This is a genomic window from Caballeronia glathei (genome assembly GCF_000698595.1).
Lineage (GTDB): Bacteria > Pseudomonadota > Gammaproteobacteria > Burkholderiales > Burkholderiaceae > Caballeronia > Caballeronia glathei.
On the sequence record NZ_JFHC01000020.1, the window covers coordinates 1 to 19,844 of the forward strand.

The window sequence follows — 19,844 nt, forward strand, 5'->3', positions numbered from 1 at the left end:
GCTTCTCGTAATCGGGATTAGCGTACTAACGCTGTCCGCGTGCGTCTCCGACGAGGGGCGCTCGCGCTACTCGCAACCGATTCCGCACTACGATGTTCCTGCGCAAGTCATCTACCGAATTGACGACCACCGGTATGTCTCGTTCGAAAACTATAGCGACTGCTTTCACGGCGACGCTTTCTACATCGACACGAGATTAGGAATTCGGACAGATTTGGGAAGAGAAGGTGTGGAAAACTTTCAAGGGAAGTTGATTAACGCAGACCCGTCCGGAAGGGACCTCGTTTTCCCGATGGCTGCGCCACCCCATACCGCCTGCTCGGACCGGAGTTGTTCCACGCCGCTTATCTACTCGACCGATAGCGGCAGGACGTTTCATGGCATGGTGTACATGAAGACCTTCAATCCGTTCAATAGATCGAAGGATTACACGATGGCAGCGAACGGCGACAGGCTCTACGTGGCCGAAAAGATTCAGGACGACGCCTATGTGATCGAATATCCTCTCGTCCAAGGGATTGATCTGACGAAGCCATATCCACTGGGGGTACGTGGCAGCAGCTTTACGGCGTCCCGGAGACCTACTTATCTATCCGGTCTGCGCTCCCCCTCCGGCCAAGATCGCTTCACCTGCGACGCATCCATTCGTCCGTCAAACCCACCCAGACCCCAATGACCCAACGACCCGTTTGTTTCGGCGACGCGACCACGCACGGCGGCAAGGTAATCGAAGCCACATCGACGCTTTCGCTGGACAGCAAAAAGGTAGCGCTAAAAGGCGACCTCGTATCGTGTCCCGAGCACGGCAATAACCCGATCATCGAGGGCGGAGACGGCTACATTGAAAACGGCCGCCCTCTGGTAGTCCACCATTGCCGAACGCAGTGCGGAAGCCTCGTCATCGCGCAGGATAACGCGGGGATGACCATCGCATGAGCATGCAATGGGGCCTTCCTGATCCACCCGAGGAACCATTGCCATCGCCGCCACCCTTCTGGGTGTATATCATCGTGCTCGTCGTTTTGATCTTGGCTGGGGCATTGATCACAGTTGCCAACTGGCCGAAGGAAAAGCCGTCGATGACCGGAGAGTTTCTCGGATACATATTTGCTCTCCCGGCGATTCTATGGGTCTTCGTTTGCGCGCTGATCTATCACATGGGCTATGAATTCAAGCACCTTCAGGTCGTGACGTGGAATATTCAGTGTTGGCGTTACCGCGTTCTGCAGCAGCAATGGGCACGGCAAACCCTGGCAATACTGGGCAGTTCGTCAATCACGCCCGAAGTGGAACTGGCCGAGCGCATGCTTGGCCTGGAAGGCTCCATGCCGATGAACCCGGACAAGGTGATGGCATTGTCCGACCTGCGAGCGGTTGAGGGCGAGACGAGGCCGGCAACGGTGCTTGAAGCACTGCTGACGCCGCTGGTCGTGACGATAATGTCTGTCACGCGCAAGGGCACATTCGATATCGTGGTGCATTCCCGAGCGGCCGACGATGCGCTCGAACTGCGTCGCGTATGGGGCAAGCTCAAATTGCCCGGTCCGCCGGAGATACGCTGGAGCCCTTGCGACAGCGCCTTTCCGGCTGGCGAATGGCTTGATTCGACGTCGATGCCGGATTTCCAGTTGGTGGTCGCGTGGCAGTTGCATGAACCAGGACTCGACCCCACGTTTTCCGAGGCGGCGACCGCACTGCTGTTAGCCAAACCGGCCGCACTGGAGCGCTGGAAAGGCAAGGTCAAGCCGCAAGCGCACCTGTACCGGCCCATCGTAGCCGACTCGGATGCGATTGGCACCGGACTGGCGAACTTGCTGAAGGGGGAGCAAGTTCCGCAGGACCGGATCAAACACTTCTGGTCAAGTCGCCTGAACCGGATGACTCGACACGCCACGAAAGAGGCGATCAAGGATGGCGGACTGCTGGCGGTTGAGCATGACCTGGACCACGCGATGGGCAAGCCCGGCCCCGTGAATGCGTGGCTGCTTCAGGCACTTGCCGCGGAAATGGTCCAGCACGGTCAGGGCGCGCAGCTGGTCGCGGTGCCGTTCGACACGGGCGTTTCGTTCAATCTCGTCGGCGGCGAGCCAGCACCGGTTGCCATACCCTACGATGCCCGGCTCACCCATTCGCCGGTTTCGATTCCGACAACTCTCGGCATTCTCGCCCTTGCCACGTTCCTTGTTCTTCTGCCTCATCCGGTTTTTACCACCACGGTTTGTCTGGTCGTTTTCGCGATCGCACTATTGCTTATTGCAATCATGACTGGCGGCGACTACCTGACAAGACGTCTGATCGAACAGCAGTTTTGGAGCCGCTACGGTTGAGCCGCAAAGAAGCCACACGACACCCAAGCGCGCCCTTCAACGTCGTACCCGGATCAATCCCTTGCGCAAAGTCAGCCTCGTGCTATGCCTGATACGGCTTGGCATGTTGCTATCGGCGGCCGGGGTAACGGGCATCGGCTGCGCGGCCGCACGTGACATCGGTTTGCCGATATTCGTACAGGCGGGATTTGTCCCGCGTGGCACCACCCTCGTGGATATTGGCGGAGTATCGAGCCATCAATGGCGCGCGTATCTCGTTCACATCCATTACATGGACGGCTGCATTGACGGACTCTGCCCGGATCGCGGCGCCGCATCATCGGTGCCAACGCGTGGACATGGTATGCCCACAGGATTCGCCGTGACGCATCAATCCAAACCGCGAGCGACCCGTGTGCGCACCATCGTGGCGCTGGCACGACCCGAAGAGATAGATCGGGCGTTTCGCGATTCAGATGAGCGGAACGACGCCCGGAATCAAGGGCGTTGATTTAACGCACTCTCAGCCATTGCTCTGTTTCCTTCGCGGAGTCCCTTCTCGGCGGGCGTCTTTTCCTGACCCTCAGCCCACCCGATCACCCGCCTGACGCACAGCGTCGGCCGAGACGACCGTCACCTCGTCGCGCTGCGCGAAGCGCGCGAGCGCCGGTGCGTCGCCGGCGGCGTCGGTCACGAGCGTCCAGTCGCGCTCGAGCGGCGTCCAGTGCTGCTGGCTCGCGCGCTCCAGCTTGTTCGACGTCACCAGCACGAACACGCTCGCCGCCTGGCGGATGATGCACTCCTTCAGGAACGCCTGTTCCGCCGTGGCCTCGCACAGGCCGCGGCCCGCCACAACGCCGTCGGCGCCGAGAAACGCCTTGTCCACGGTCAGCCGGGACAGCGCGACCTGCGCGAGCGGCCCGAGCGTGCTCATGCTCGACGGCCTCACGTCGCCGCCGATCAGCGTGACGCGCACGTCGCTCTGCGCGAGCACGCCGACCGCGAGCAGATTGTTCGTGATGACGTGCACGCCTTCGCGGCCGCTCAGGCACCGCGCGAGCGCGGCCGTGGTCGTGCCGCCGTCGAGAAAGATCGTATCGCCGTCATGCACGTGCGCCGCCGCCGCGCGGCCGATCGCATCCTTTTGCTCGCGAAAGCTCTCGCGGCGCGTATCGAGCGACTCTTCCGGCTCGTGCATGCCCACCGATGCCGCGCCGCCATACGTGCGCACGATGCGCCGCTCGTCGGCGAGCGCCCGCAGATCGCGCCTCACCGTGGCTTCCGACATCCCGAAGTGCTCGCAAAGCGCGCTCACGTCGTTCATGCCGGAGAGCACGGCTCTCAGCATCGCCTCGCGGCGTTTCGCAACTTTCATGAAGCTCCTGTGAGTAAGGGCCGTCGCTTCGTCGGTGCGCATCGCTGCACGAAGCGCACCGCCGGCGCACAGTGTAGCGAACCGGCAACGGCCGTACGAGTGTGACAATACTGATCGATTCGATCATTTCAGCGGGAAATCGCGCATTCGGTGATCAGAGTAAACCCCGATAATGATCGAATTGCGCGTTATCGCGCGGGGGCATACACTCACGATTGATTGGTTCAATCACAAAATGATCGATTCAGGCATACATCCCTAGAGAGTGGAGACACGGATGGCTCAGATTTATATCAAGCGGGCAGTCGAACGCGTGCCCGGCGGAATGATGATCGTCCCGCTGCTGATCGGCTCGCTGATCGCGACCTTCCTGCCCGGCATGCCGAAGTTCTTCGGCTCGTTCACGAACGCGCTGTTCACGGGCGCGCTGCCGATCCTCGCGGTCTTCTACGTCTGCATGGGCGCGAGCATCAACGTGAAGGCGACGCCGTACCTGGTCAGAAAGGGCGGCGCGCTGTTCGCCGCCAAGGTGGGCACGGCGATCCTCGTGGGCGTGGTGCTCGGGCACTTCCTCGGGGAGCAGCCGGTGTCGTCGGGACTGTTCGCCGGCATTTCGACGCTCGCCGTCGTCGCCGCGATGAACGACACGAACGGCGGCCTCTACATGGCGCTGATGGGCCAGTACGGCAGGTCGGAGGACGTGGGCGCGTACACGATCATGTCGCTCGAATCCGGCCCGTTCCTCACGATGGTGACGCTCGGCGTCGCCGGGCTGTCCGCCTTTCCGTGGCCGACGCTCGTCGGCAGCATCCTGCCGCTCGCGGTCGGCATGCTGCTCGGCAATCTCGACCGCGAGCTGCGCGACTTCCTCGCCCGCGCGGTACCCGTGATGATTCCGTTCTTCGCGCTGGCGCTCGGGGCGAGCCTCGATCTGCACAAGGTCTGGCAGGCGGGCCTGCTCGGCATCGGTCTCGGGCTCGCGGTGGTCGTCGTGACCGGCATTCCGCTCTATTTCACCGACCGCCTGACGGGCGGCACCGGCGTCGCGGGCATGGCGGCGGCCAATACGGCGGGCAATGCCGCGGCGGTTCCCGCACTGATCGCGGCGGCTAATCCGGTCTACACCGAGGCCGCGAAAAGCGCGACGCTGCTCGTCGCGGCATGCGTCGTCGTGACGGCGATCGTCTCGCCGATCCTCACCGCTGCCGTCGCGAAGCGGGTGACCGCGCGCCGCGTCAGCCGGCAGGAGGCCACGCAATGAGCGCGGCGGGCACGGTGGGCACGACCAGCGCGACGAGCGTGCTGATCATCGCCGACGATCTCTCGGGCGCCGCCGACTGCGCAATCGGCTTTGCGGGCGCGGGGCGCCGCACGGTGGTGACGCTCGATTCGCAGGCGGGCGACGCCGGCGCGACCGTCATCGCCGCCGACACCGACACGCGGCGCCTCACGCCCGCCGAAGCGGCCGAGCGCACCGCGCAGGCATGGAACGACCTTCGCGCCCCCGGCCGCCGGCTCTACAAGAAGATCGACTCGACGCTGCGGGGCAACTGGACGGCCGAAGTCGCGGCGCTGCAGCCGCTCGCTGGTCTCGCGATCGTCGCGCCTGCCTTTCCGGCGACCGGCCGCACGGTGCGCGATGGCCGCGTGTTCGTGCACGGCGCGCCGCTCGAAACCACGGATACATGGAAGCTGGAACACGCGGGCCGCGCCCCCGGCCTTCAGCCGATGCTGGAAGCCGCCGGTCTGCGCACCGCGCTGCTGGCGGCCGACGTCCTGCGCGGCGAGCCGCGGATGCTGCGCGAGCGGATCGCGGCGGCGGCGGCGGGCGGCACGCAGGCACTGATCGTCGACACCGAGACCGGCGCGGATCTCGCCGCGCTGGCGCAGGTATCGGCGGCGATGAGCGAGCCGCTTTTCTGGGTCGGCTCCGGCGGCCTCGCGCGCGAGCTGGCGGCGCTGCCCGACCTGTTCGATCCGGCTTCGACCGCCCGCGCGGACGCGGCGCGCCCGGTACCGGCGGGCGCCATATTGATTCTGGTCGGCAGCCTGTCGGCCGTGTCCGAGCGCCAGTGCGCGATGCTGCGCGAGCGCGCGGGCGTTGCGGAACTGATCGTGCCCCCCGTCGTCCTGCGCGAAGGCGAACGGCATGAAGCCTGGAGCGAATGGGACGAGCGCATCGGAGCGGGGCTTCGCGCGGGCGCCGACCTGATCGTGCGCATCGGGCGCGACAACGCATTCGATCCCGCCGAGGGCGCGCGCCTGTCGACGGCGCTGGCCGCGCTCGTCGCACCGCATTTCGGGCACCTGGGCGGCCTGATCGCGACGGGCGGCGAGACTGCGCGCGCCATGCTCGGCGCGGCGGGCATCGGCAGTCTGGAACTGCTGGCGGAAGTCGAGGCGGGCGTCGCCGTCGCGCGCCCGGCCACGGCGGCGTTCCCGGCGATCGTCACGAAGGCTGGCGCATTCGGCAGCGAACATGCGCTCTACGGCGCGTATCGGCATCTGCGCGGCGCGCCCGAGACGCAGCACCCTGGCGCGTCCGCCGTTGCGGCGCGCTGAACGGCCAGGCGAACTCACCCACCTTGAACGAACCCACATGAGCAACTATCTCCCCGTAATCGGTATCACGATGGGCGACGCCACCGGCGTCGGTCCGGAAATCATCGTCAAGAGCCTGACGCACGACACCGTGTACAAGCAGTGCCGTCCGCTCGTGGTTGGCGATGCGCGCCGGCTCGAGCGCGCGAACGAGATCGTCGGCGGCAGCGCGAAGGTGCGCCGCATCGAGAGCGCGTCCGAGGCGAAGTACGAGCCGGGCACGATCGACTGCATCGACCTCGGCCTGATTCCCGACGACCTGCCGTTCGGCGAGCTCTCGCCGGTCGCCGGCGACGCCGCGTACCGCTACATCGCGCGCGCGGTCGAACTGGCACAGGCGAACGAGATCGACGCGATCTGCACGGCGCCGCTGAACAAGGAAGCGCTGCACGCGGGCGGCCACAAGTTTCCGGGCCACACCGAGATGCTTGCGCAGCTGACGGGTATCGACGAAGTGTCGATGATGCTCGTCGCGCCGCAACTGCGTGTGATTCACGTGACGACGCACATCGGCATCATCGACGCCATTCGCAAGATCGAGCCGGGCCTCGTGCAGCGCACGATCGAGCGCGGCAACGCGACGCTCGTGAAGGCGGGAATTGCGAAGCCGCGCATCGGCGTATGCGGGATCAATCCGCATGCGGGCGAGAACGGGCTTTTCGGCTATGGCGAGGAAGAGGAGAAGATCATTCCGGCGGTGAAGGTCTTGCAGGAGCGCGGACTGGACGTGACGGGGCCGCTGCCGGCGGATACGCTTTTCTATCGCGCGGGGCGCGGCGATTTCGACCTCGTGGTCGCGATGTACCACGACCAGGGACATGGGCCCGTGAAGGTGCTCGGGCTGGAGGCGGGCGTGAATGTGACGGTCGGGCTGGATGTGATCCGTACATCGGTCGATCATGGGACCGCGTTCGATATCGCGGGCAAAGGCATCGCGGATGAGGGGAGCTTGCTCGAAGCTCTGCGACAAGGGGCGGAACTGGCTACCCGGCGCGGGTAAGGGCTCGTTTGGGGTTCTGCCTTCCGGCAGGGGTTGGTGTTTTTTGAACCATCTGATGCGCTTGCGCTTCCATGAAACTTGCTTTGATATTGGTTTATTAGCTTCGCCCCTGTGCGGGGCGGCAGTCACTTTCTTTGCTGCTGCAAAGAAAGTAACCAAAGAAAGCAGCTATGGGTTCAGCGGTGTTAGAACGTGACCACGTTTGAGTCATTCAGAGTGGCTCGGCCGTGGGAGTGTCCACCTCGATACGTTGAGCGGATAGGTACGCGGACCCACTGTGGCGTCGCGCCGCTAAACGAAGTGGTAAGGCAGTCATTCATCCGTCTCGGCACTACGTGCCCGACGTAAGGTTTGCAGGTGGTGAGGCACGCCCCAAAGGCACAGCGAAGTGCCGAGAGTGTGCGCCGCAAAGAAGTAAAAGCGATTCGTTGGGTCGGGTCGGGTTGTATTGATCCTCGCGTCGGAGCGCAGCGAGGACGGATGGATGACGGCCTTACCACTCCGTTTAACGGTGCGAGGACGCAGTGGGTCCGCGTGCCTATCCGCTTAACCAACAGAGGTGGACACTCCTACGGTCGGGCCACTCTGAATGACTCAAACATGGTCACGTCCTAATACCGCTGACCCCATAGCTGCTTTCTTTGGTTACTTTCTTTGCAGCAGCAAAGAAAGTGACTGCTGCCCCGCACAGGGGCGAAGCTAATAGACCAATAAGAAAACAAGTTTCATGGGAGCGCAGGCGCATCAGACGGTTCAACAAATACCAAACCCAAGCGCCAGCGGCTCACCTTGTGCAAAGAAAGTGACTGCTGCCCCGCACAGGGGCGAAGCTAATAAACCAATATCAAATCAAGTTTCATAGAAGCGCAAAAACATCAAACGGTTCTAAAAACGCCAAACCCAAGCGCCAGCGACATCCCTGTGTGACTGCCGCCCCGCACAGGGGCGAAGCGAATAAACCAATAAGAAACCAAGTTTCATAGAAGCGCGGGCGCATCAGACGGTGCAATCACAACACGACCATCCCCCGTCCAAGCGCCAGCGCCCCCACCTCCGTCCGTTATCGCAAAGCTTCGCTATAGCGATCCCGCAACGGCATGAGCGTGCAAAGCGCGACGGCGCTGCCAAAGATCACGTAATAGCAGATCGAGAGCGCATCCCCGGTGGTCATGGTGAGCCACTGCACGATGGCGGGTGCGAACCCGCCGAAGATCATCACCGCGACGTTATAGCTCACCGAAATCCCGGTCGAGCGCACGCTCGACGGCAGCAGCTCGGCGATGAACGCCGGATAGCACCCCTGGAAAATGCCGAGATAGAACATCAGCAACGCCTGACACGCGATCAGCATCGGCAGGCTCGGATGCGCCGTAAGCACCGCAAAGATCGGATACGCCGTGACGAGCGACAGCGTAAGCGCCGTCGCCATCAGCTTCTTGCGCCCGATGCGATCCGACAGCGATCCCGCAATCGGACAGCACACGAGATAGACAAGCGCGCCGAACGTCGAACTGATCAGCCCGTCGGTGAGCGCCATGTGCAGCACGCGCGTCGCGTGCGTCGGCATGTAGAGCAGGAAGATGTACGTGCCGATCGTGCCGAACACCGTCAGCCCGAAACCCGCCGCCACCTGCACCCAGTGCTTGGTCGCGGCATCGCGGATCGGCGTGGCGGTCAGCTCGTTGTTCTGGCTCTTCTCGAGGAACACCGGCGACTCGTCGAGCTTGGAGCGCAGGTAAAGCCCCACCGGCACGATCAGGAGCCCGATCACGAACGGAACACGCCAGCCCCAGCTGTCGAGACTGTCGGGGCTCAGCGTGCGGGTCAGCACAGCGCCGAAGAGCGACCCGCACAGGCTCGCGATCGCCTGCGCCACCATCTGATAGCTGCCGAAGTAGCCGCGCCGGTTGGACGGCGCGTACTCGACGAGAAACGCCGTCGCGCAGCCCACTTCCCCGCCCGCCGAGAAGCCCTGGATCAGCCGCCCGATCAGCATCAGGATCGGCGCGGCGATCCCGATCGCCTGATACGTGGGCGCAAACGCGATGAACGCGATGCCCACCGCCATCAGCGAAATGGTCAGCGTGAGCGCCGACTTGCGGCCTACGCGATCGGCCACGGCGCCGAGCACGATGCCGCCGAGCGGCCGCGTCATGAAGCCGACGCCGAATGTCGCCCAGGTGGCGAGCAGCGAAATAGTAGGATTGGTGGCCGGAAAATACAGCCGCGAGATGATGACGGCGAAAAAGCCGTAGACCATGAAGTCGAACCATTCGAGCGCGTTGCCGATGGTCGACACCACGATGGCTCGTCGGCCGGACAGGCTTCTCAGGTTCTCGCGCTCGGCGGCGGCGCCTGCTGCAGGTAAGACAGTGCTCATCGGAAGCACTCCATGTGAGTCGGTCAGGGAAACGTGCCGGCTGAAGCACGTCGTGCGGACTACATCCACTTCGGTTCTCACGTCCGGCGCAAGCCGGCCGAAAGCCGCTGCAACGCTCAAACGCTACGCTTCCCTGAAATAAGAAAATATATAATTTCTAAACTGAGACTTAAGGAAACCTGATCTGACGATCGGGACCCCCGGCCATGAGCAACATCCGCTTTCTCCGCACCTTCATCGCGGTCGCGCGATACGGCTCGTTTGCCGCCGCTGCCGAAAAGGTCGCGCTCACGCAGGCGGCGGTCAGCATGCAGATGCAGACGCTCGAAGACGACCTGAAGCGCCCGCTCTTCGACCGCGTCGGCCGCACCAACCGTCTGACGAGCATCGGCAAGCAGATCCTGCCGCAGGCGGAGCGGCTCGTCGCGCTGTACGACAGCATGCGGCTCACCGGCCTCGACGACGAAATCGCCGGTTCGATCTCGGTCGGCGCGGTGGATTCTGCGATGGGTGCGCTCGCCTCCGTCGTAACCCGGTTGAAAGGCCAGTATCCGAGCCTCGACGTGCGGCTCTTCACGGGCAAGGCGCTCGCGCTCGCGCCGCAGGTCGAGGCGGGCGAGATCGACGCGGCCGTGATCGTCGAAATGGCGGGCAAGACGCCCGCGAGCCTTAACTGGACGCCGCTCTATGCGGAGCCGCTCGTCGCCGTGGGCGGCAGGGACACGGCTTCCGAGAGTGCCGCTGAGTTGCTGGCGAGCCGCCCGTTCCTGCGCTTTGACCGCGCCCAGCGCACCGGCGCGCTGATCGAGCGCGCGCTGCGCCACAACCGCCTCGCCGTGAACGAGTTTCTCGAGCTGAACTCGCTCGAAGTGATCATCGAACTCGTGCGGCAGAACGCGGGCGTGTCGGTCGTGCCGCTGCTCGAATACGGCTCGTGGGCGAACGACCCGGCGCTGCGCATCCTGCCGCTGCACCGGAACACGCCGCGGCGCGTGGTCGGCATGCTCGAGCGCAAGATTCACGACCGCCACGCGGTCATGACGGTCCTCCAGGACGGCATCCGGGCACGCGCGAGCGGCCGCGTCGCCTGAAGCGGCGGCTGCCGCGCGCTGCGCGTCCGGCGCGGCGAAGCACAAGGTTTCCTTAAGTCACGGACAAGAAATATCAGCTTTCCCTGTGAATTGCGGCCATCGACAATGAACTGAACGGGCGGCACACGCGCGAACGATGCGGCTGCCGCCTGCTCCATTTCATCGCCTGCCGGCGAATCAACAGAGAGGAAGCAGCATGCAGATCATCCCCGAGATTGCGCAGTCCCACGACGAAATCGAGGCGATCCGCCGTGACATCCACGCGCATCCGGAGCTGTGCTACGAGGAAGAGCGCACAGCGGATCTCGTCGCGCAGAAGCTCGAAAGCTGGGACATCGAAGTGACGCGCGGGCTCGGCAAGACCGGCGTCGTGGGCGTGCTGCGCCGGGGCACGGGCAAGCGCGCGATCGGCTTGCGCGCCGACATGGACGCGCTGCCGATCCCCGAATTGAACACGTTCGCGCATGCGTCGCAGCACAAGAACAAGATGCACGCGTGCGGCCACGACGGCCACACCGCCATGCTGCTGGGCGCCGCCAAGTATCTGGCGCAGCATCGCCATTTCGACGGCACCGTCGTGTTCATCTTTCAGCCGGCGGAGGAGGGCGGCGGCGGCGCGAAGGCGATGATCGGCGACGGGCTCTTCACCCGCTTTCCCGTGGACGCCGTGTTCGCCCTGCACAACTGGCCGGGCATGCCCGCGGGGAACTTCGGGGCGCGCGTCGGCGCGACGCAGGCGTCGAGCAACGAGTTCGAGATCCGCATCAAGGGCGTGGGCTCGCACGCGGCGATCCCGCACGATGGCATCGACCCGGTCTTCACGGCGATGCAGATCGGCACCGGCCTGCAAAGCATCATGACGCGCAACAAGCGCCCGATCGACGCCGCCGTGCTGTCCGTCACGCAGATCCGCGCCGGCCACGCGCTCAACGTGATCCCCGACGAAGCGACGCTCGCGGGCACCGTGCGCACGTTTTCCGTCGATGTGCTCGATCTGATCGAAACGCGCATGAAGGAGATCGCCGCGGCGACGGCCACCGCGTACCGCTGCACCGCCGAGGTGAGCTTCGTGCGCAACTATCCGCCGACCGTGAACACCGAGAGCGAGACGCGCTTCGCGCTCGGCGTGATGCAGGAAGTCGCGGGCACGGAGTACGTCGACACCGACGTCGATCCCACCATGGGCGCGGAGGACTTCTCCTACATGCTGATGGAGCGGCCGGGCTGCTATGCGTATATCGGCAACGGCACGGGCGGGCATCGCGAGCACGGCCACGGCATCGGCCCGTGCATGCTCCACAACAGCAGCTACGACTTCAACGACGAGGTGCTCTCGCTCGGCGCCACCTACTGGGTCCGGCTCGTCGAGAAGTTCCTGAAACAGGCGTGAGCATTCCAGACACGAGGAATTCCGGATGAACCCAGCCTCATGTTTTTCCGCGTCCTACCGCGAGGCGCGCGAGCGCTTCCTGCGCCTCGCGGCCGCGCGCAGCGTCACGGTCGACAGCCGCGTGCTGCCTCGCCTGACCGGGCTCGAAGGCGAGCCGCTCGCCACCGACGTGGTGCGTCTCGGCCCCGCGGGCGCGAGGCGCCTCCTGGTCCTCACGTCGGGTACGCACGGCGTGGAAGGCTTTTGCGGGTCGGCTGCGCAACTCGCACTGCTCGACGACCCCGCGCTGGACCCGCTTCTCGCGAAACTCGGCGTCGCGATCCTCTTCGTGCATGCGATCAACCCGTACGGATTTTCGTTCCTGAGCCGCACGACGGAGGCCAACGTCGACCTGAACCGCAACAGCGTCGACTTCGGGGCGCCGCTGCCGCGCAATCCGGCCTACGACGAGGTGCACGGCCTGCTCGTCCCCGAGGCGTGGCCGCCCTCGCCGGCCAATGCGGCGGCGATCCGCCAGTACATCGAGACGCGCGGCGAATGGGCGTACCAGCAAGCGGTGACGACCGGCCAGTACACGCATCCGCATGGCATGTTCTTCGGCGGCAGCGAGCCCGCATGGAGCACGACCACGCTGCGCGAGCTGCTCGCCGACTACGGCGAGGCGTGCGAGAGCATCGGCTGGATCGACTTTCACACGGGACTCGGTCCGCCGGGCTTCGGCGCCAAGATCAGCGTCGGCAGCGGCGGGAGCGGGGAGTTGCGGCGTGCGCGAAGCTGGTGGGGCGCGGATGTCACGAGCCCGCTCGACGGCACGTCGATTGCGGCGGACGTCGCGGGGCCGGTGTCGGAGGTGCTGCGGCAGACGTGCGCGCACGCGGCGAACGCGGCGATCGCCATCGAATACGGCACCGTTCCACTCACCGACATGCTGCACATGCTGCGTGCCGACGTGTGGCTGCGGCATCATCCGCAGGCTCCGGAAGCGCTGCAAGCGGAGATTCGCGCGGACATGCGCTCGGCGTTCTGTCTCGACGACGACGGCTGGAAGGGCATGGTCGTCGGGCAGGCGCAGGTGGCCGTGCTGCAGGCGCTCTACGGGCTTTCGCGCGAAACGCGCTAGGGCCCGGGAAGGCGCGGGCTCGCCGCCGGCGGTGTCGCGCTGCGATCCGCGACGGCGTCTGGCGCGGCGCAGCATGGCGCGGCAGGGACTGCGGCTTGAACCGCGGCTGCCGGGCTCCACCGGATCGGATACCCTGTGCATCTGGCTCGCCACGCTCCCATGAATTCGATGAGCGAGCCCCCTGCGCCGCCCCGGAACCTGCGTGCCATGCTCAAGATCGCGACGTACAACATCAACGGCATCCGCTCTCGATCGTCCGCGCTGCTCGAATGGCTGCGCCGCGAGGCTCCGGACATCGTCTGCCTGCAGGAACTGAAGGCGCCCGATCCGGCGTTTCCTGCCGATGCGATCCGCGAGGCGGGCTACGGCGCGATCTGGCACGGACAAGTGTCGTGGAACGGCGTCGCGATCCTCGCGAAGGGCATGGACCCGATCGAGAGCCGCCGTGGACTTCCCGGCGACAAGGGCGATACGCAAAGCCGTTATATCGAGGCAGCGGCGCACGGCGTGCTGGTCGGCTGCCTGTATCTTCCGAACGGCAACCCGCAGCCCGGACCCAAATTCGACTACAAGCTCGCGTGGTTCGAGCGGCTGATCGCCTACGCTGCCGGGCTCCACGACAGCGGCCACCCGGTGGTGCTCGCGGGTGACTTCAACGTCGTGCCGACCGACGAGGACATCTACAACCCGAAGTCATGGCTCAAGGACGCACTGCTGCAGCCGGAAAGCCGCGAGTGCTATCGGTGGCTGCTCGCGCAGGGCTGGGTGGATGCGGTGCGCGCGCGTTATCCGCAGGAGCGCATCTACACCTTCTGGGACTATTTCAGGCAGCACTGGCAGAAGAACTCGGGGCTGCGCATCGATCATCTGCTGCTCAATCCGCAACTGGCGCCGCGCTTGCGCGATGCGGGCGTCGACCGGTGGGTGCGCGGCGAGCCCCATGCGAGCGATCACGCGCCGGTGTGGATCGAGCTCGACATGAGCGCGAAGAAAAAAGCGGCATCGCGCGGCCGCGCCGCGGCGAAGGCATAGCGTCCCTGGACGTTCGACGGCTACCTGTTCGCTACATGTTCGTATAGGCGCTGCACCAGCCGCGCGCGGCCACCTGCTTGCCGGTAAAGAGCGCACAGCCGCCCCACGCGTCGGGAGACTTGCCGGAATAGAGCGAGCAACTGCTGCAGTCCTGTCCGGCGGCGTAGTTCGGGTATTTGGCCTTGTCGATCTTGCTCGCGTCTTCGCGGTATCCGACGGCGACCGCCGCCGGATCGGCCTCGCTCAGCTTTGGCGGTTCGGCAAGCGCTCGGCGCGCAAGGAACAGCGACGATCCGATGCCGACGCTGAAAATCACGAAACTGCGGCGCGATGTGTTCATGGCTGCCGATGCCTTGTTCTGGTGGTCGTGGGGAGCGCGGCGGCAAGGCGGTGCGAAGGCCGCCGCGTATATCGAACGATACGCCGTCCGGGCCGCGCTGCGGGCGCGAAGCGTATTCAGACATGCACCCGAAAGGCGCGCGAAAGATAGCCGCAATTAAGCGCTTCCTGTCATACCAAGGTATGAAATCCTCACCCCATGGCGGGTACGGCTCCATCCGCTCGTAGAATGGTCGCGCGTGTTGCCCGGCGCTATCTTGCGTACATGGCGGCGCGTATCGAATGTGATTCACGCCCGCACCGATCGATGAACGGTAAAGGGTGAACACAATGCTCAGGTCGTCCCCCGAGATTGCAATTCCCGCCGAACCTGCCCGCTCCACGCGGGCGCAAGATCCGATAGGCGTGGAGGACCGCTGGCGCTGCCCGGTCGATACGGACAGCGCGGCGTCGAAAGCCGCCGACACCGTCGTCATTACCCGCTGGAAGTGCGATGGCGCGGATGCCGCCGAGCATTCGACGCAGGCCGGCAGCGACCATCACACCATTGCCATCAATCTGAAGTCCACCCAGCTCACCTTCGACTATGCGGGGCGGCCGATTCACAGCGGCTGCGCGGTGCCGGGCGCGACGCAGGTGACGAGCCCGGGCACGCCGGTGCGCGCGGTGTTCCATGCGCCTTGCGACGTGCTGCATGTCTACGTCTCGCAGCCGTTGCTCGCGGAGTGCTACGGAGGCGCGTTCGGAGCCGGCCATAGCGGCGACATCGTCATCAGCAACCCCAATCTGATTCAGGACCCGGCCATCGAGCGGCTGGGGCTCGCGCTCGCGAACGCCGGCGAAACGTGCGGCGCCTTCGGGCGGGTGTACGCGGACAGCCTCGGGCTCGCGATCGTCTCGCGTCTGCTTGCACGCGAGTTCGGAAGCATCGACCGTGCGGCCACCCGGCGCCGCGCCAGCTTGCCTGCATGGCGCGTGAAGCGCGCGATCGACTATATCGACGCGCATCTCTCCGAGCAGCTCAGCCTGAGCGACATCGCGCAAAGCGCGGGCCTGTCGCGCATGCATTTCGCCGCGCAGTTCCGTGCCGCGACGGGTATGCGCCCGCATGAATTCCTGCTGCGCCGGCGCGTCGAGCGCGCGCAGACGCTGCTGATGCGCCCGCGGCTCACGTCGCTCGATGTCGCGCTCAGCACGGGTTTTCGCTCGCAGGCGCATTTCACGACGGTGTTCAAGCGGCTCGTTGGCGAGACGCCTGCGCGCTGGCGCGCCGACGCGCGCGGCAACAGTTGAAGCGGCGCGGTTATCGACTGCAGTAATCGATCCTTCTCACCCTGGCGGAGTGACGGCGATGAAGAACGTATCGGCCCTGGCGTTGGTGCTTTTCGCACTCGCATCGTGTTGCGCGCTCGCGTTCGTGGACAGGACGCCCGCCCGTCAGCAGGACCTCATCAGTTCGCAGCGCGACGGACGTGACTATGTCGTCGACGTGTTCTACGGCGGCCGCCCGGACGGTGAACTGCAGACCGCGAGCGCCGTGGTGGCACGCATGTAGCAGGGCCCGACGGTTCACTGCGCGCCTGACGTCCTGCGCGCTTGGCGACGATTCAATCCGCGACCAGTCAATGATCGACCACAGGAGTGCATGATGAAAAACCTCGGTTTCCTGACACATCAGGCCATCTTCGATCAGGCGGTCGATCACCTGCTGTCGCAGGGGCGCGCCGTGCTGCTGCCGCATGGCGGCGGCGCGTACCACGGCTATTGCGGCGGCTGTCCGGTCGGCAGGTTCATCCGGCCTCGCGACTACATGACGGCGATGGAAGGCATTCCCGTCAGGTTCATCGACAGCACGCGCGACGACGTTCCGTCCTACATGGCGACGGGTGTCGCGGCGCTGCGGCGCGCGTTGCTGCGCTCGCGCGTGAACGTGTTCGATGCGACGACCGTCGAGCTGCTCAGCTGCCTCCAGAATGTCCACGATGTCTTCGGCACATGGGAATGGAACAGGCGGCTGCTTCAGATCGCACGCCAGTTCAGCCTCTCGACGCATCGGCTCGAACTCGTCGCGTAGTGCAGGCCGGGCCGCTTCTCGGACCGCTTCTCGGGTCGCTTCTGCTCCCCGCTCATGAAAAAAGGCGCCGCGAACCCGGTTCGCGGCGCCTCCTTTTCTTGTCTTGCGCGAATGTGCCTTGCAGGCCGCGGCACGCAGCCGCCTGCAAGGCGCACCGTGGGATCAGTTGCCCACTTCGTGCACGGCGAGCAGGTTGTGCACGGACGATACGCCCTTCACGCTGCCCGCAACCGTTCCCGCTTCCTGGATCTGGCCGGCGTCGGGCACCGTGCCATCGAGGCTCACGACACCATGCTTGGCTCGCACGCGCACGTCCGCGGTATCGAGGTGTTTCGTCTTGTTGAGCGCTTTGCGCACGCTGTGCGCCAGTTGCCGGTCGGCGCTCTTCGACGACGTGGTTGCTGCCACGGGCGTTGCCTTGGCGCCCGCATCCTGCGCGAATGCGGCGGTGCCCATGCCAAGCGACGCGACGGCGATCATCGTTGCCATTGCGCCCACTGCGGTAGAACGTCGGATAAGTGACTTCATGGTTCTCGCTCCAGGGTGATGTAGTGGCCTCTGAACCGTGGGGTGTCATGGACACCCTCGCCGGTGCTCTGCGTATCGGGTCGTGTCCGCGTGGCACGGTCGCGGGGTGGCGGCCGCGGCAGTGAGCGAACCGTCGACATGACGTGCAGAACGTGTGGAACTTTGCACCGACTTGCCGCGCATCGATTTCGAATCAGCACGCCCGCTTGCAGATTTGCACGCCCGTTCACCGGACGCCGCGCATACGAGCGGCGCCGGCGCAAGCCCTGACGAGTCGCGGGCCCCGCGTGCAAACACATCTATTTAGAAGCGCACTCGTTTCTCCCGCGATGGAATAAATGCGCGCCCAAGCGGTTTGCACCACTACATGCGGCGTGCCGCGAAGCACTCGCCGACCACGGTGCCTGCGGCACTGCGCGAATCGGCGTCCCAGGAAAGATGCGGATGAAACGACCTTTGCCTTCCATGATGGAACTGCTGCGCCGTCCCGGACAGCATCTCGACGTGCTCGGCCGGCTCGCGGCGATCGGCGTGGTGGTGGTCGGCATCGGCGGCGGCTTCGCGTATGTGTCGGGCGTGCTGACGCCGCATCGCCTCACGGCCCAGCGGATGATCAACACGTTCGAGGCGAACGGCGGCGTTCATCCGGGATATCGCCGCAACCATGCGAAGGGCGTCTGTTTCGCGGGCTATTTCGAGAGCAACGGAAGCGCCTCGGACATCTCCCGCGCGCAGGTCTTCCGGCCCGGACGCACGCCCGTGATCGGCCGCTTCGCCATTCCCGGCACCAATCCGGCCATCGCCGACGGCAGCACGCCGGTGCGCAGCATGGCGCTCGAATTCAGGTCGGGCAATGGAGAGCAGTGGCGTACCGCCATGAACAACACACCCGTGTTCGTTGTGAACAGCGCAAGGGGGTTCTATGAACAACTCGAGGCGTCACGCCCCGATCCTGCTACCGGCAAGCCCGATCCGGCGAAGCTCGCGGCATTCTTTGCAGCGCACCCGGAGACGCGGCCGTTCCGCAACTGGGTCAGGTCCCACCCGCCGTCGACGAGTTTCGCCAATGCCGCTTACTACGGCATCAACGCGTTTCGCGCTGTCGACATGTCGGGGCAAACGCACGACGTTCGCTGGTCGGTGGTTCCGCAAGCGCCTTATATACCGGTGACGACGAAGGATGCCGCCCGGCACGATTTTCTCGACAGCGAGCTCGAAGACCGCCTGAGCCAGGGCCCGCTGCGCTGGCATCTGATCCTGACGGTGGCGAAGCCCGGCGACGTGACCAACGACGCAACCGTCGCGTGGCCCGACGATCGTGCGCGCATCGACGCGGGCACGCTCGTGGTGCAACGGGAGAGCGCGCAAGCCGACGGCGATTGCCGCGACATCAACTACGATCCGACCGTTTTGCCCGATGGCCTTAAAATCTCGGATGATCCGCTTCTGGCCGCTCGTTCGTCAGCCTACGCGGTTTCCTTCAACCGGCGCACGCATGAGGAAGCCGAGGCTTCCGGCACGAACGCGCAATGATCGTGCGAGGCGACGTATGACTGCCCAACCGACTTCCTTCAGTCCGCTCGCGCGCCTGCTCCACTGGCTCATGGCGCCGCTCGTCGTCGCGATGCTGTTCATCGGCATCGGGATGGTGGCGACGCTTTCGTCGTGGCATCAGGTGCTGTTGTCCATTCACAGGCCGCTCGGCATCGCGATTCTCGTGCTGGCCGTGATTCGCCTGATCGTCCGGGTGACGCGCAGGACGCCCGCGCTCCCCTCCGACATGCCCGCGTGGCAGCGGGGGCTCGCGCATGGCTCGCACTGGCTGTTCTATGCGCTGCTGCTTGCGATGCCGCTCGTCGGATGGTCGATGCTCTCGGCGGGCGGCTATCCGGTGCAACTGGCCGGGTCCGTGTACCTGCCGCCGATCGTGCCGCACGACGTGCATCTGTATACGTTTCTGCGCGCGGCGCACACGTACCTGGCGCTCCTGCTGTTCGCGACTTTCCTGATGCATCTGGGCGCCGCGCTGTTTCACGGGCTCATTCGCCGCGACGGCGTGTTCTCGAGCATGACGACGGGTGCGCGCGCAGCCGGGCAGGATTGAATGCCGTGTTTGCCGCCCGGCGCCTGCGGCGTTGCGCTCAAGATTGCCGCGCGCCGGCCGTCAATCAGGCCAGTCAACAACGGCCTTGAACGGGAGAACGGCAGTGGTGGAAACGGATTGGATGCTGGCGGGGGTTTATCTGGTCGCGCTCGTGGGCTCGACGCTTTTCATGAGCGTCCTCGCACGGCGGCATCTGGAGATTGCGACTCGGGGATGAAGGCGCGGCCGACAGGCTGTACCGTTTTGCCCTTCGCTGGCACGCGGCAGGATGTCTCCGCGCGTCGAGTCCCGGCAGCGGAAATCGGGGCGTTGCCGCGAGCGCGGCAACGCCTCCTGGCGCTTATGCGCAATGTTACGCGCAATCAGCCGAACAGCTTGATGGCCTGCGCGAGCGTGTTGACCACGCCCCAGGCGAGCGGAACAAGCACGTAGATCCAGAATACGGCGAGCAGCGCCTTGTTGGTCGGAACCGTGGCGGCATTGGAACGGGCGTTCATTCGAGTC

21 protein-coding genes are annotated in these 19,844 nt (G+C 65.1%); 16 read left to right on the forward strand and 5 right to left on the reverse strand.

All coding sequences use genetic code 11. The features are described 5' to 3' along the window. The 4 genes from BG61_RS43670 to BG61_RS41905 form a co-directional block, all read left to right on the forward strand. Positions 1 to 676, forward strand: a 676-nt coding sequence (locus tag BG61_RS43670) for a T6SS immunity protein Tli3 family protein (protein ID WP_035941705.1), incomplete at its 5' end; no start/stop codon positions are given. Continuing rightward, positions 673 to 936, forward strand: coding sequence for a PAAR domain-containing protein (locus BG61_RS39760; protein WP_035935692.1), 264 nt, complete (start codon positions 673 to 675; stop codon positions 934 to 936). The genes BG61_RS43670 and BG61_RS39760, both read left to right, overlap by 4 nt. Continuing rightward, a complete protein-coding gene (locus BG61_RS14460) occupies positions 933 to 2,327 on the forward strand; it encodes a hypothetical protein (RefSeq protein WP_035935690.1) in 1,395 nt (464 codons plus the stop codon). The genes BG61_RS39760 and BG61_RS14460 overlap by 4 nt, the downstream gene beginning before the upstream one ends. Before the next feature lie 61 nt (positions 2,328 to 2,388). Next, positions 2,389 to 2,817 carry a hypothetical protein gene (locus BG61_RS41905; RefSeq protein ID WP_129572208.1) on the forward strand — a complete coding sequence of 143 codons (429 nt, stop codon included), beginning with the start codon at positions 2,389 to 2,391 and terminating at the stop codon, positions 2,815 to 2,817. Between the two features lie 72 nt (positions 2,818 to 2,889). Here the strand turns inward: BG61_RS41905 and BG61_RS14465 are convergent, their stop codons facing one another. Beyond that, positions 2,890 to 3,681, reverse strand: a complete 792-nt coding sequence (locus BG61_RS14465) for a DeoR/GlpR family DNA-binding transcription regulator (protein WP_035935807.1) — start codon at positions 3,679 to 3,681, stop codon at positions 2,890 to 2,892. 277 nt (positions 3,682 to 3,958) lie between these two features. Between BG61_RS14465 and BG61_RS14470 the strand changes: the two genes are divergently transcribed. From BG61_RS14470 to pdxA, 3 genes are read left to right on the forward strand one after another with little or no spacing between them, the layout of a single operon-like run. After that, positions 3,959 to 4,942, forward strand: coding sequence for a 2-keto-3-deoxygluconate permease (locus BG61_RS14470; RefSeq protein WP_035935687.1), 984 nt, complete (start codon positions 3,959 to 3,961; stop codon positions 4,940 to 4,942). Beyond that, positions 4,939 to 6,243, forward strand: a complete 1,305-nt coding sequence (locus BG61_RS14475; RefSeq protein WP_051672524.1) for a four-carbon acid sugar kinase family protein — start codon at positions 4,939 to 4,941, stop codon at positions 6,241 to 6,243. Before BG61_RS14470 ends, BG61_RS14475 begins: the two co-directional genes overlap by 4 nt. Positions 6,244 to 6,280: 37 nt before the next feature. Next, complete coding sequence (pdxA, locus tag BG61_RS14480; RefSeq protein WP_035935686.1) at positions 6,281 to 7,282, forward strand: 4-hydroxythreonine-4-phosphate dehydrogenase PdxA; 1,002 nt, start codon at positions 6,281 to 6,283, stop codon at positions 7,280 to 7,282. 1,060 nt (positions 7,283 to 8,342) lie between these two features. Here pdxA and BG61_RS14485 read toward each other — a convergent pair. Then, complete coding sequence (locus tag BG61_RS14485; protein WP_035935804.1) at positions 8,343 to 9,662, reverse strand: MFS transporter; 1,320 nt, start codon at positions 9,660 to 9,662, stop codon at positions 8,343 to 8,345. Positions 9,663 to 9,868: 206 nt separating this feature from the next. Here BG61_RS14485 and BG61_RS14490 point away from each other — a divergent pair, with 206 nt between their 5' ends. The 4 genes from BG61_RS14490 (at position 9,869) to xth (ending at position 14,295) form a co-directional block, all read left to right on the forward strand. Next, the gene (locus BG61_RS14490; protein ID WP_035935683.1) at positions 9,869 to 10,753 is read left to right on the forward strand and encodes a LysR substrate-binding domain-containing protein; all 885 of its coding nucleotides are present in this window, start codon (positions 9,869 to 9,871) and stop codon (positions 10,751 to 10,753) included. A gap of 196 nt (positions 10,754 to 10,949) precedes the next feature. After that, the gene (locus BG61_RS14495; RefSeq protein ID WP_035935680.1) at positions 10,950 to 12,143 is read left to right on the forward strand and encodes a M20 aminoacylase family protein; all 1,194 of its coding nucleotides are present in this window, start codon (positions 10,950 to 10,952) and stop codon (positions 12,141 to 12,143) included. 25 nt (positions 12,144 to 12,168) lie between these two features. After that, complete coding sequence (locus BG61_RS14500; protein WP_035935679.1) at positions 12,169 to 13,263, forward strand: M14 family metallopeptidase; 1,095 nt, start codon at positions 12,169 to 12,171, stop codon at positions 13,261 to 13,263. 207 nt (positions 13,264 to 13,470) lie between these two features. Next, on the forward strand, positions 13,471 to 14,295 hold the full coding sequence (xth, locus tag BG61_RS14505) for an exodeoxyribonuclease III (protein WP_035935803.1): 825 nt from the start codon (positions 13,471 to 13,473) through the stop codon (positions 14,293 to 14,295). Positions 14,296 to 14,326: 31 nt separating this feature from the next. Here xth and BG61_RS14510 read toward each other — a convergent pair whose 3' ends face one another. Then, positions 14,327 to 14,635: a high-potential iron-sulfur protein gene (locus BG61_RS14510; protein WP_035935677.1), complete on the reverse strand. Its 309-nt coding sequence runs from the start codon at positions 14,633 to 14,635 to the stop codon at positions 14,327 to 14,329. Positions 14,636 to 14,964: 329 nt separating this feature from the next. On the opposite strand from BG61_RS14510, the gene BG61_RS14515 reads away from it, so the two are divergent. The 3 genes from BG61_RS14515 to BG61_RS14525 all read left to right on the forward strand — a co-directional run bounded on the left by BG61_RS14515 (position 14,965) and on the right by BG61_RS14525 (position 16,708). Next, positions 14,965 to 15,927 (forward strand): AraC family transcriptional regulator, encoded by a 963-nt coding sequence (locus BG61_RS14515; RefSeq protein WP_051672525.1) that lies wholly within the window; start codon positions 14,965 to 14,967, stop codon positions 15,925 to 15,927. A 58-nt stretch (positions 15,928 to 15,985) separates the two neighbouring features. Then, positions 15,986 to 16,189 carry a hypothetical protein gene (locus BG61_RS14520; protein WP_035941707.1) on the forward strand — a complete coding sequence of 68 codons (204 nt, stop codon included), beginning with the start codon at positions 15,986 to 15,988 and terminating at the stop codon, positions 16,187 to 16,189. A gap of 93 nt (positions 16,190 to 16,282) precedes the next feature. Continuing rightward, positions 16,283 to 16,708 carry a hypothetical protein gene (locus tag BG61_RS14525; protein ID WP_035935798.1) on the forward strand — a complete coding sequence of 142 codons (426 nt, stop codon included), beginning with the start codon at positions 16,283 to 16,285 and terminating at the stop codon, positions 16,706 to 16,708. A 162-nt stretch (positions 16,709 to 16,870) separates the two neighbouring features. Here BG61_RS14525 and BG61_RS14530 read toward each other — a convergent pair whose 3' ends face one another. Next, the gene (locus BG61_RS14530) at positions 16,871 to 17,197 is read right to left on the reverse strand and encodes a BON domain-containing protein (protein ID WP_051672526.1); all 327 of its coding nucleotides are present in this window, start codon (positions 17,195 to 17,197) and stop codon (positions 16,871 to 16,873) included. 507 nt (positions 17,198 to 17,704) lie between these two features. On the opposite strand from BG61_RS14530, the gene BG61_RS14535 reads away from it, so the two are divergent. Further along, entirely contained in the window at positions 17,705 to 18,769 is a 1,065-nt protein-coding gene (locus BG61_RS14535) for a catalase family peroxidase (RefSeq protein WP_051672527.1), read from the forward strand. Positions 18,770 to 18,785: 16 nt separating this feature from the next. Beyond that, the gene (locus BG61_RS14540; RefSeq protein WP_035935667.1) at positions 18,786 to 19,340 is read left to right on the forward strand and encodes a cytochrome b; all 555 of its coding nucleotides are present in this window, start codon (positions 18,786 to 18,788) and stop codon (positions 19,338 to 19,340) included. A 362-nt stretch (positions 19,341 to 19,702) separates the two neighbouring features. On the opposite strand, the gene BG61_RS14545 is transcribed toward BG61_RS14540, so the two are convergent. Continuing rightward, positions 19,703 to 19,837 carry an MFS transporter small subunit gene (locus BG61_RS14545; RefSeq protein ID WP_035935664.1) on the reverse strand — a complete coding sequence of 45 codons (135 nt, stop codon included), beginning with the start codon at positions 19,835 to 19,837 and terminating at the stop codon, positions 19,703 to 19,705. Between the last annotated feature and the right edge of the window lie 7 nt (positions 19,838 to 19,844).

What these genes read in the sequence shown, in the direction of transcription:
- BG61_RS39760 (WP_035935692.1), top strand. Translation starts at nt 673, where the DNA reads ATGACCCAACGACCCGTTTGTTTCGGCGACGCGACCACGCACGGCGGC.
- BG61_RS14460 (WP_035935690.1), top strand. Translation starts at nt 933, where the DNA reads ATGAGCATGCAATGGGGCCTTCCTGATCCACCCGAGGAACCATTGCCA.
- BG61_RS14465 (WP_035935807.1), bottom strand. Translation starts at nt 3,681, where the DNA reads ATGAAAGTTGCGAAACGCCGCGAGGCGATGCTGAGAGCCGTGCTCTCC.
- BG61_RS14470 (WP_035935687.1), top strand. Translation starts at nt 3,959, where the DNA reads ATGGCTCAGATTTATATCAAGCGGGCAGTCGAACGCGTGCCCGGCGGA.
- BG61_RS14475 (WP_051672524.1), top strand. Translation starts at nt 4,939, where the DNA reads ATGAGCGCGGCGGGCACGGTGGGCACGACCAGCGCGACGAGCGTGCTG.
- pdxA (WP_035935686.1), top strand. Translation starts at nt 6,281, where the DNA reads ATGAGCAACTATCTCCCCGTAATCGGTATCACGATGGGCGACGCCACC.
- BG61_RS14485 (WP_035935804.1), bottom strand. Translation starts at nt 9,662, where the DNA reads ATGAGCACTGTCTTACCTGCAGCAGGCGCCGCCGCCGAGCGCGAGAAC.
- BG61_RS14490 (WP_035935683.1), top strand. Translation starts at nt 9,869, where the DNA reads ATGAGCAACATCCGCTTTCTCCGCACCTTCATCGCGGTCGCGCGATAC.
- BG61_RS14495 (WP_035935680.1), top strand. Translation starts at nt 10,950, where the DNA reads ATGCAGATCATCCCCGAGATTGCGCAGTCCCACGACGAAATCGAGGCG.
- BG61_RS14500 (WP_035935679.1), top strand. Translation starts at nt 12,169, where the DNA reads ATGAACCCAGCCTCATGTTTTTCCGCGTCCTACCGCGAGGCGCGCGAG.
- xth (WP_035935803.1), top strand. Translation starts at nt 13,471, where the DNA reads ATGCTCAAGATCGCGACGTACAACATCAACGGCATCCGCTCTCGATCG.
- BG61_RS14510 (WP_035935677.1), bottom strand. Translation starts at nt 14,635, where the DNA reads ATGAACACATCGCGCCGCAGTTTCGTGATTTTCAGCGTCGGCATCGGA.
- BG61_RS14515 (WP_051672525.1), top strand. Translation starts at nt 14,965, where the DNA reads ATGCTCAGGTCGTCCCCCGAGATTGCAATTCCCGCCGAACCTGCCCGC.
- BG61_RS14520 (WP_035941707.1), top strand. Translation starts at nt 15,986, where the DNA reads ATGAAGAACGTATCGGCCCTGGCGTTGGTGCTTTTCGCACTCGCATCG.
- BG61_RS14525 (WP_035935798.1), top strand. Translation starts at nt 16,283, where the DNA reads ATGAAAAACCTCGGTTTCCTGACACATCAGGCCATCTTCGATCAGGCG.
- BG61_RS14530 (WP_051672526.1), bottom strand. Translation starts at nt 17,197, where the DNA reads ATGGCAACGATGATCGCCGTCGCGTCGCTTGGCATGGGCACCGCCGCA.
- BG61_RS14535 (WP_051672527.1), top strand. Translation starts at nt 17,705, where the DNA reads ATGGAACTGCTGCGCCGTCCCGGACAGCATCTCGACGTGCTCGGCCGG.
- BG61_RS14540 (WP_035935667.1), top strand. Translation starts at nt 18,786, where the DNA reads ATGACTGCCCAACCGACTTCCTTCAGTCCGCTCGCGCGCCTGCTCCAC.
- BG61_RS14545 (WP_035935664.1), bottom strand. Translation starts at nt 19,837, where the DNA reads ATGAACGCCCGTTCCAATGCCGCCACGGTTCCGACCAACAAGGCGCTG.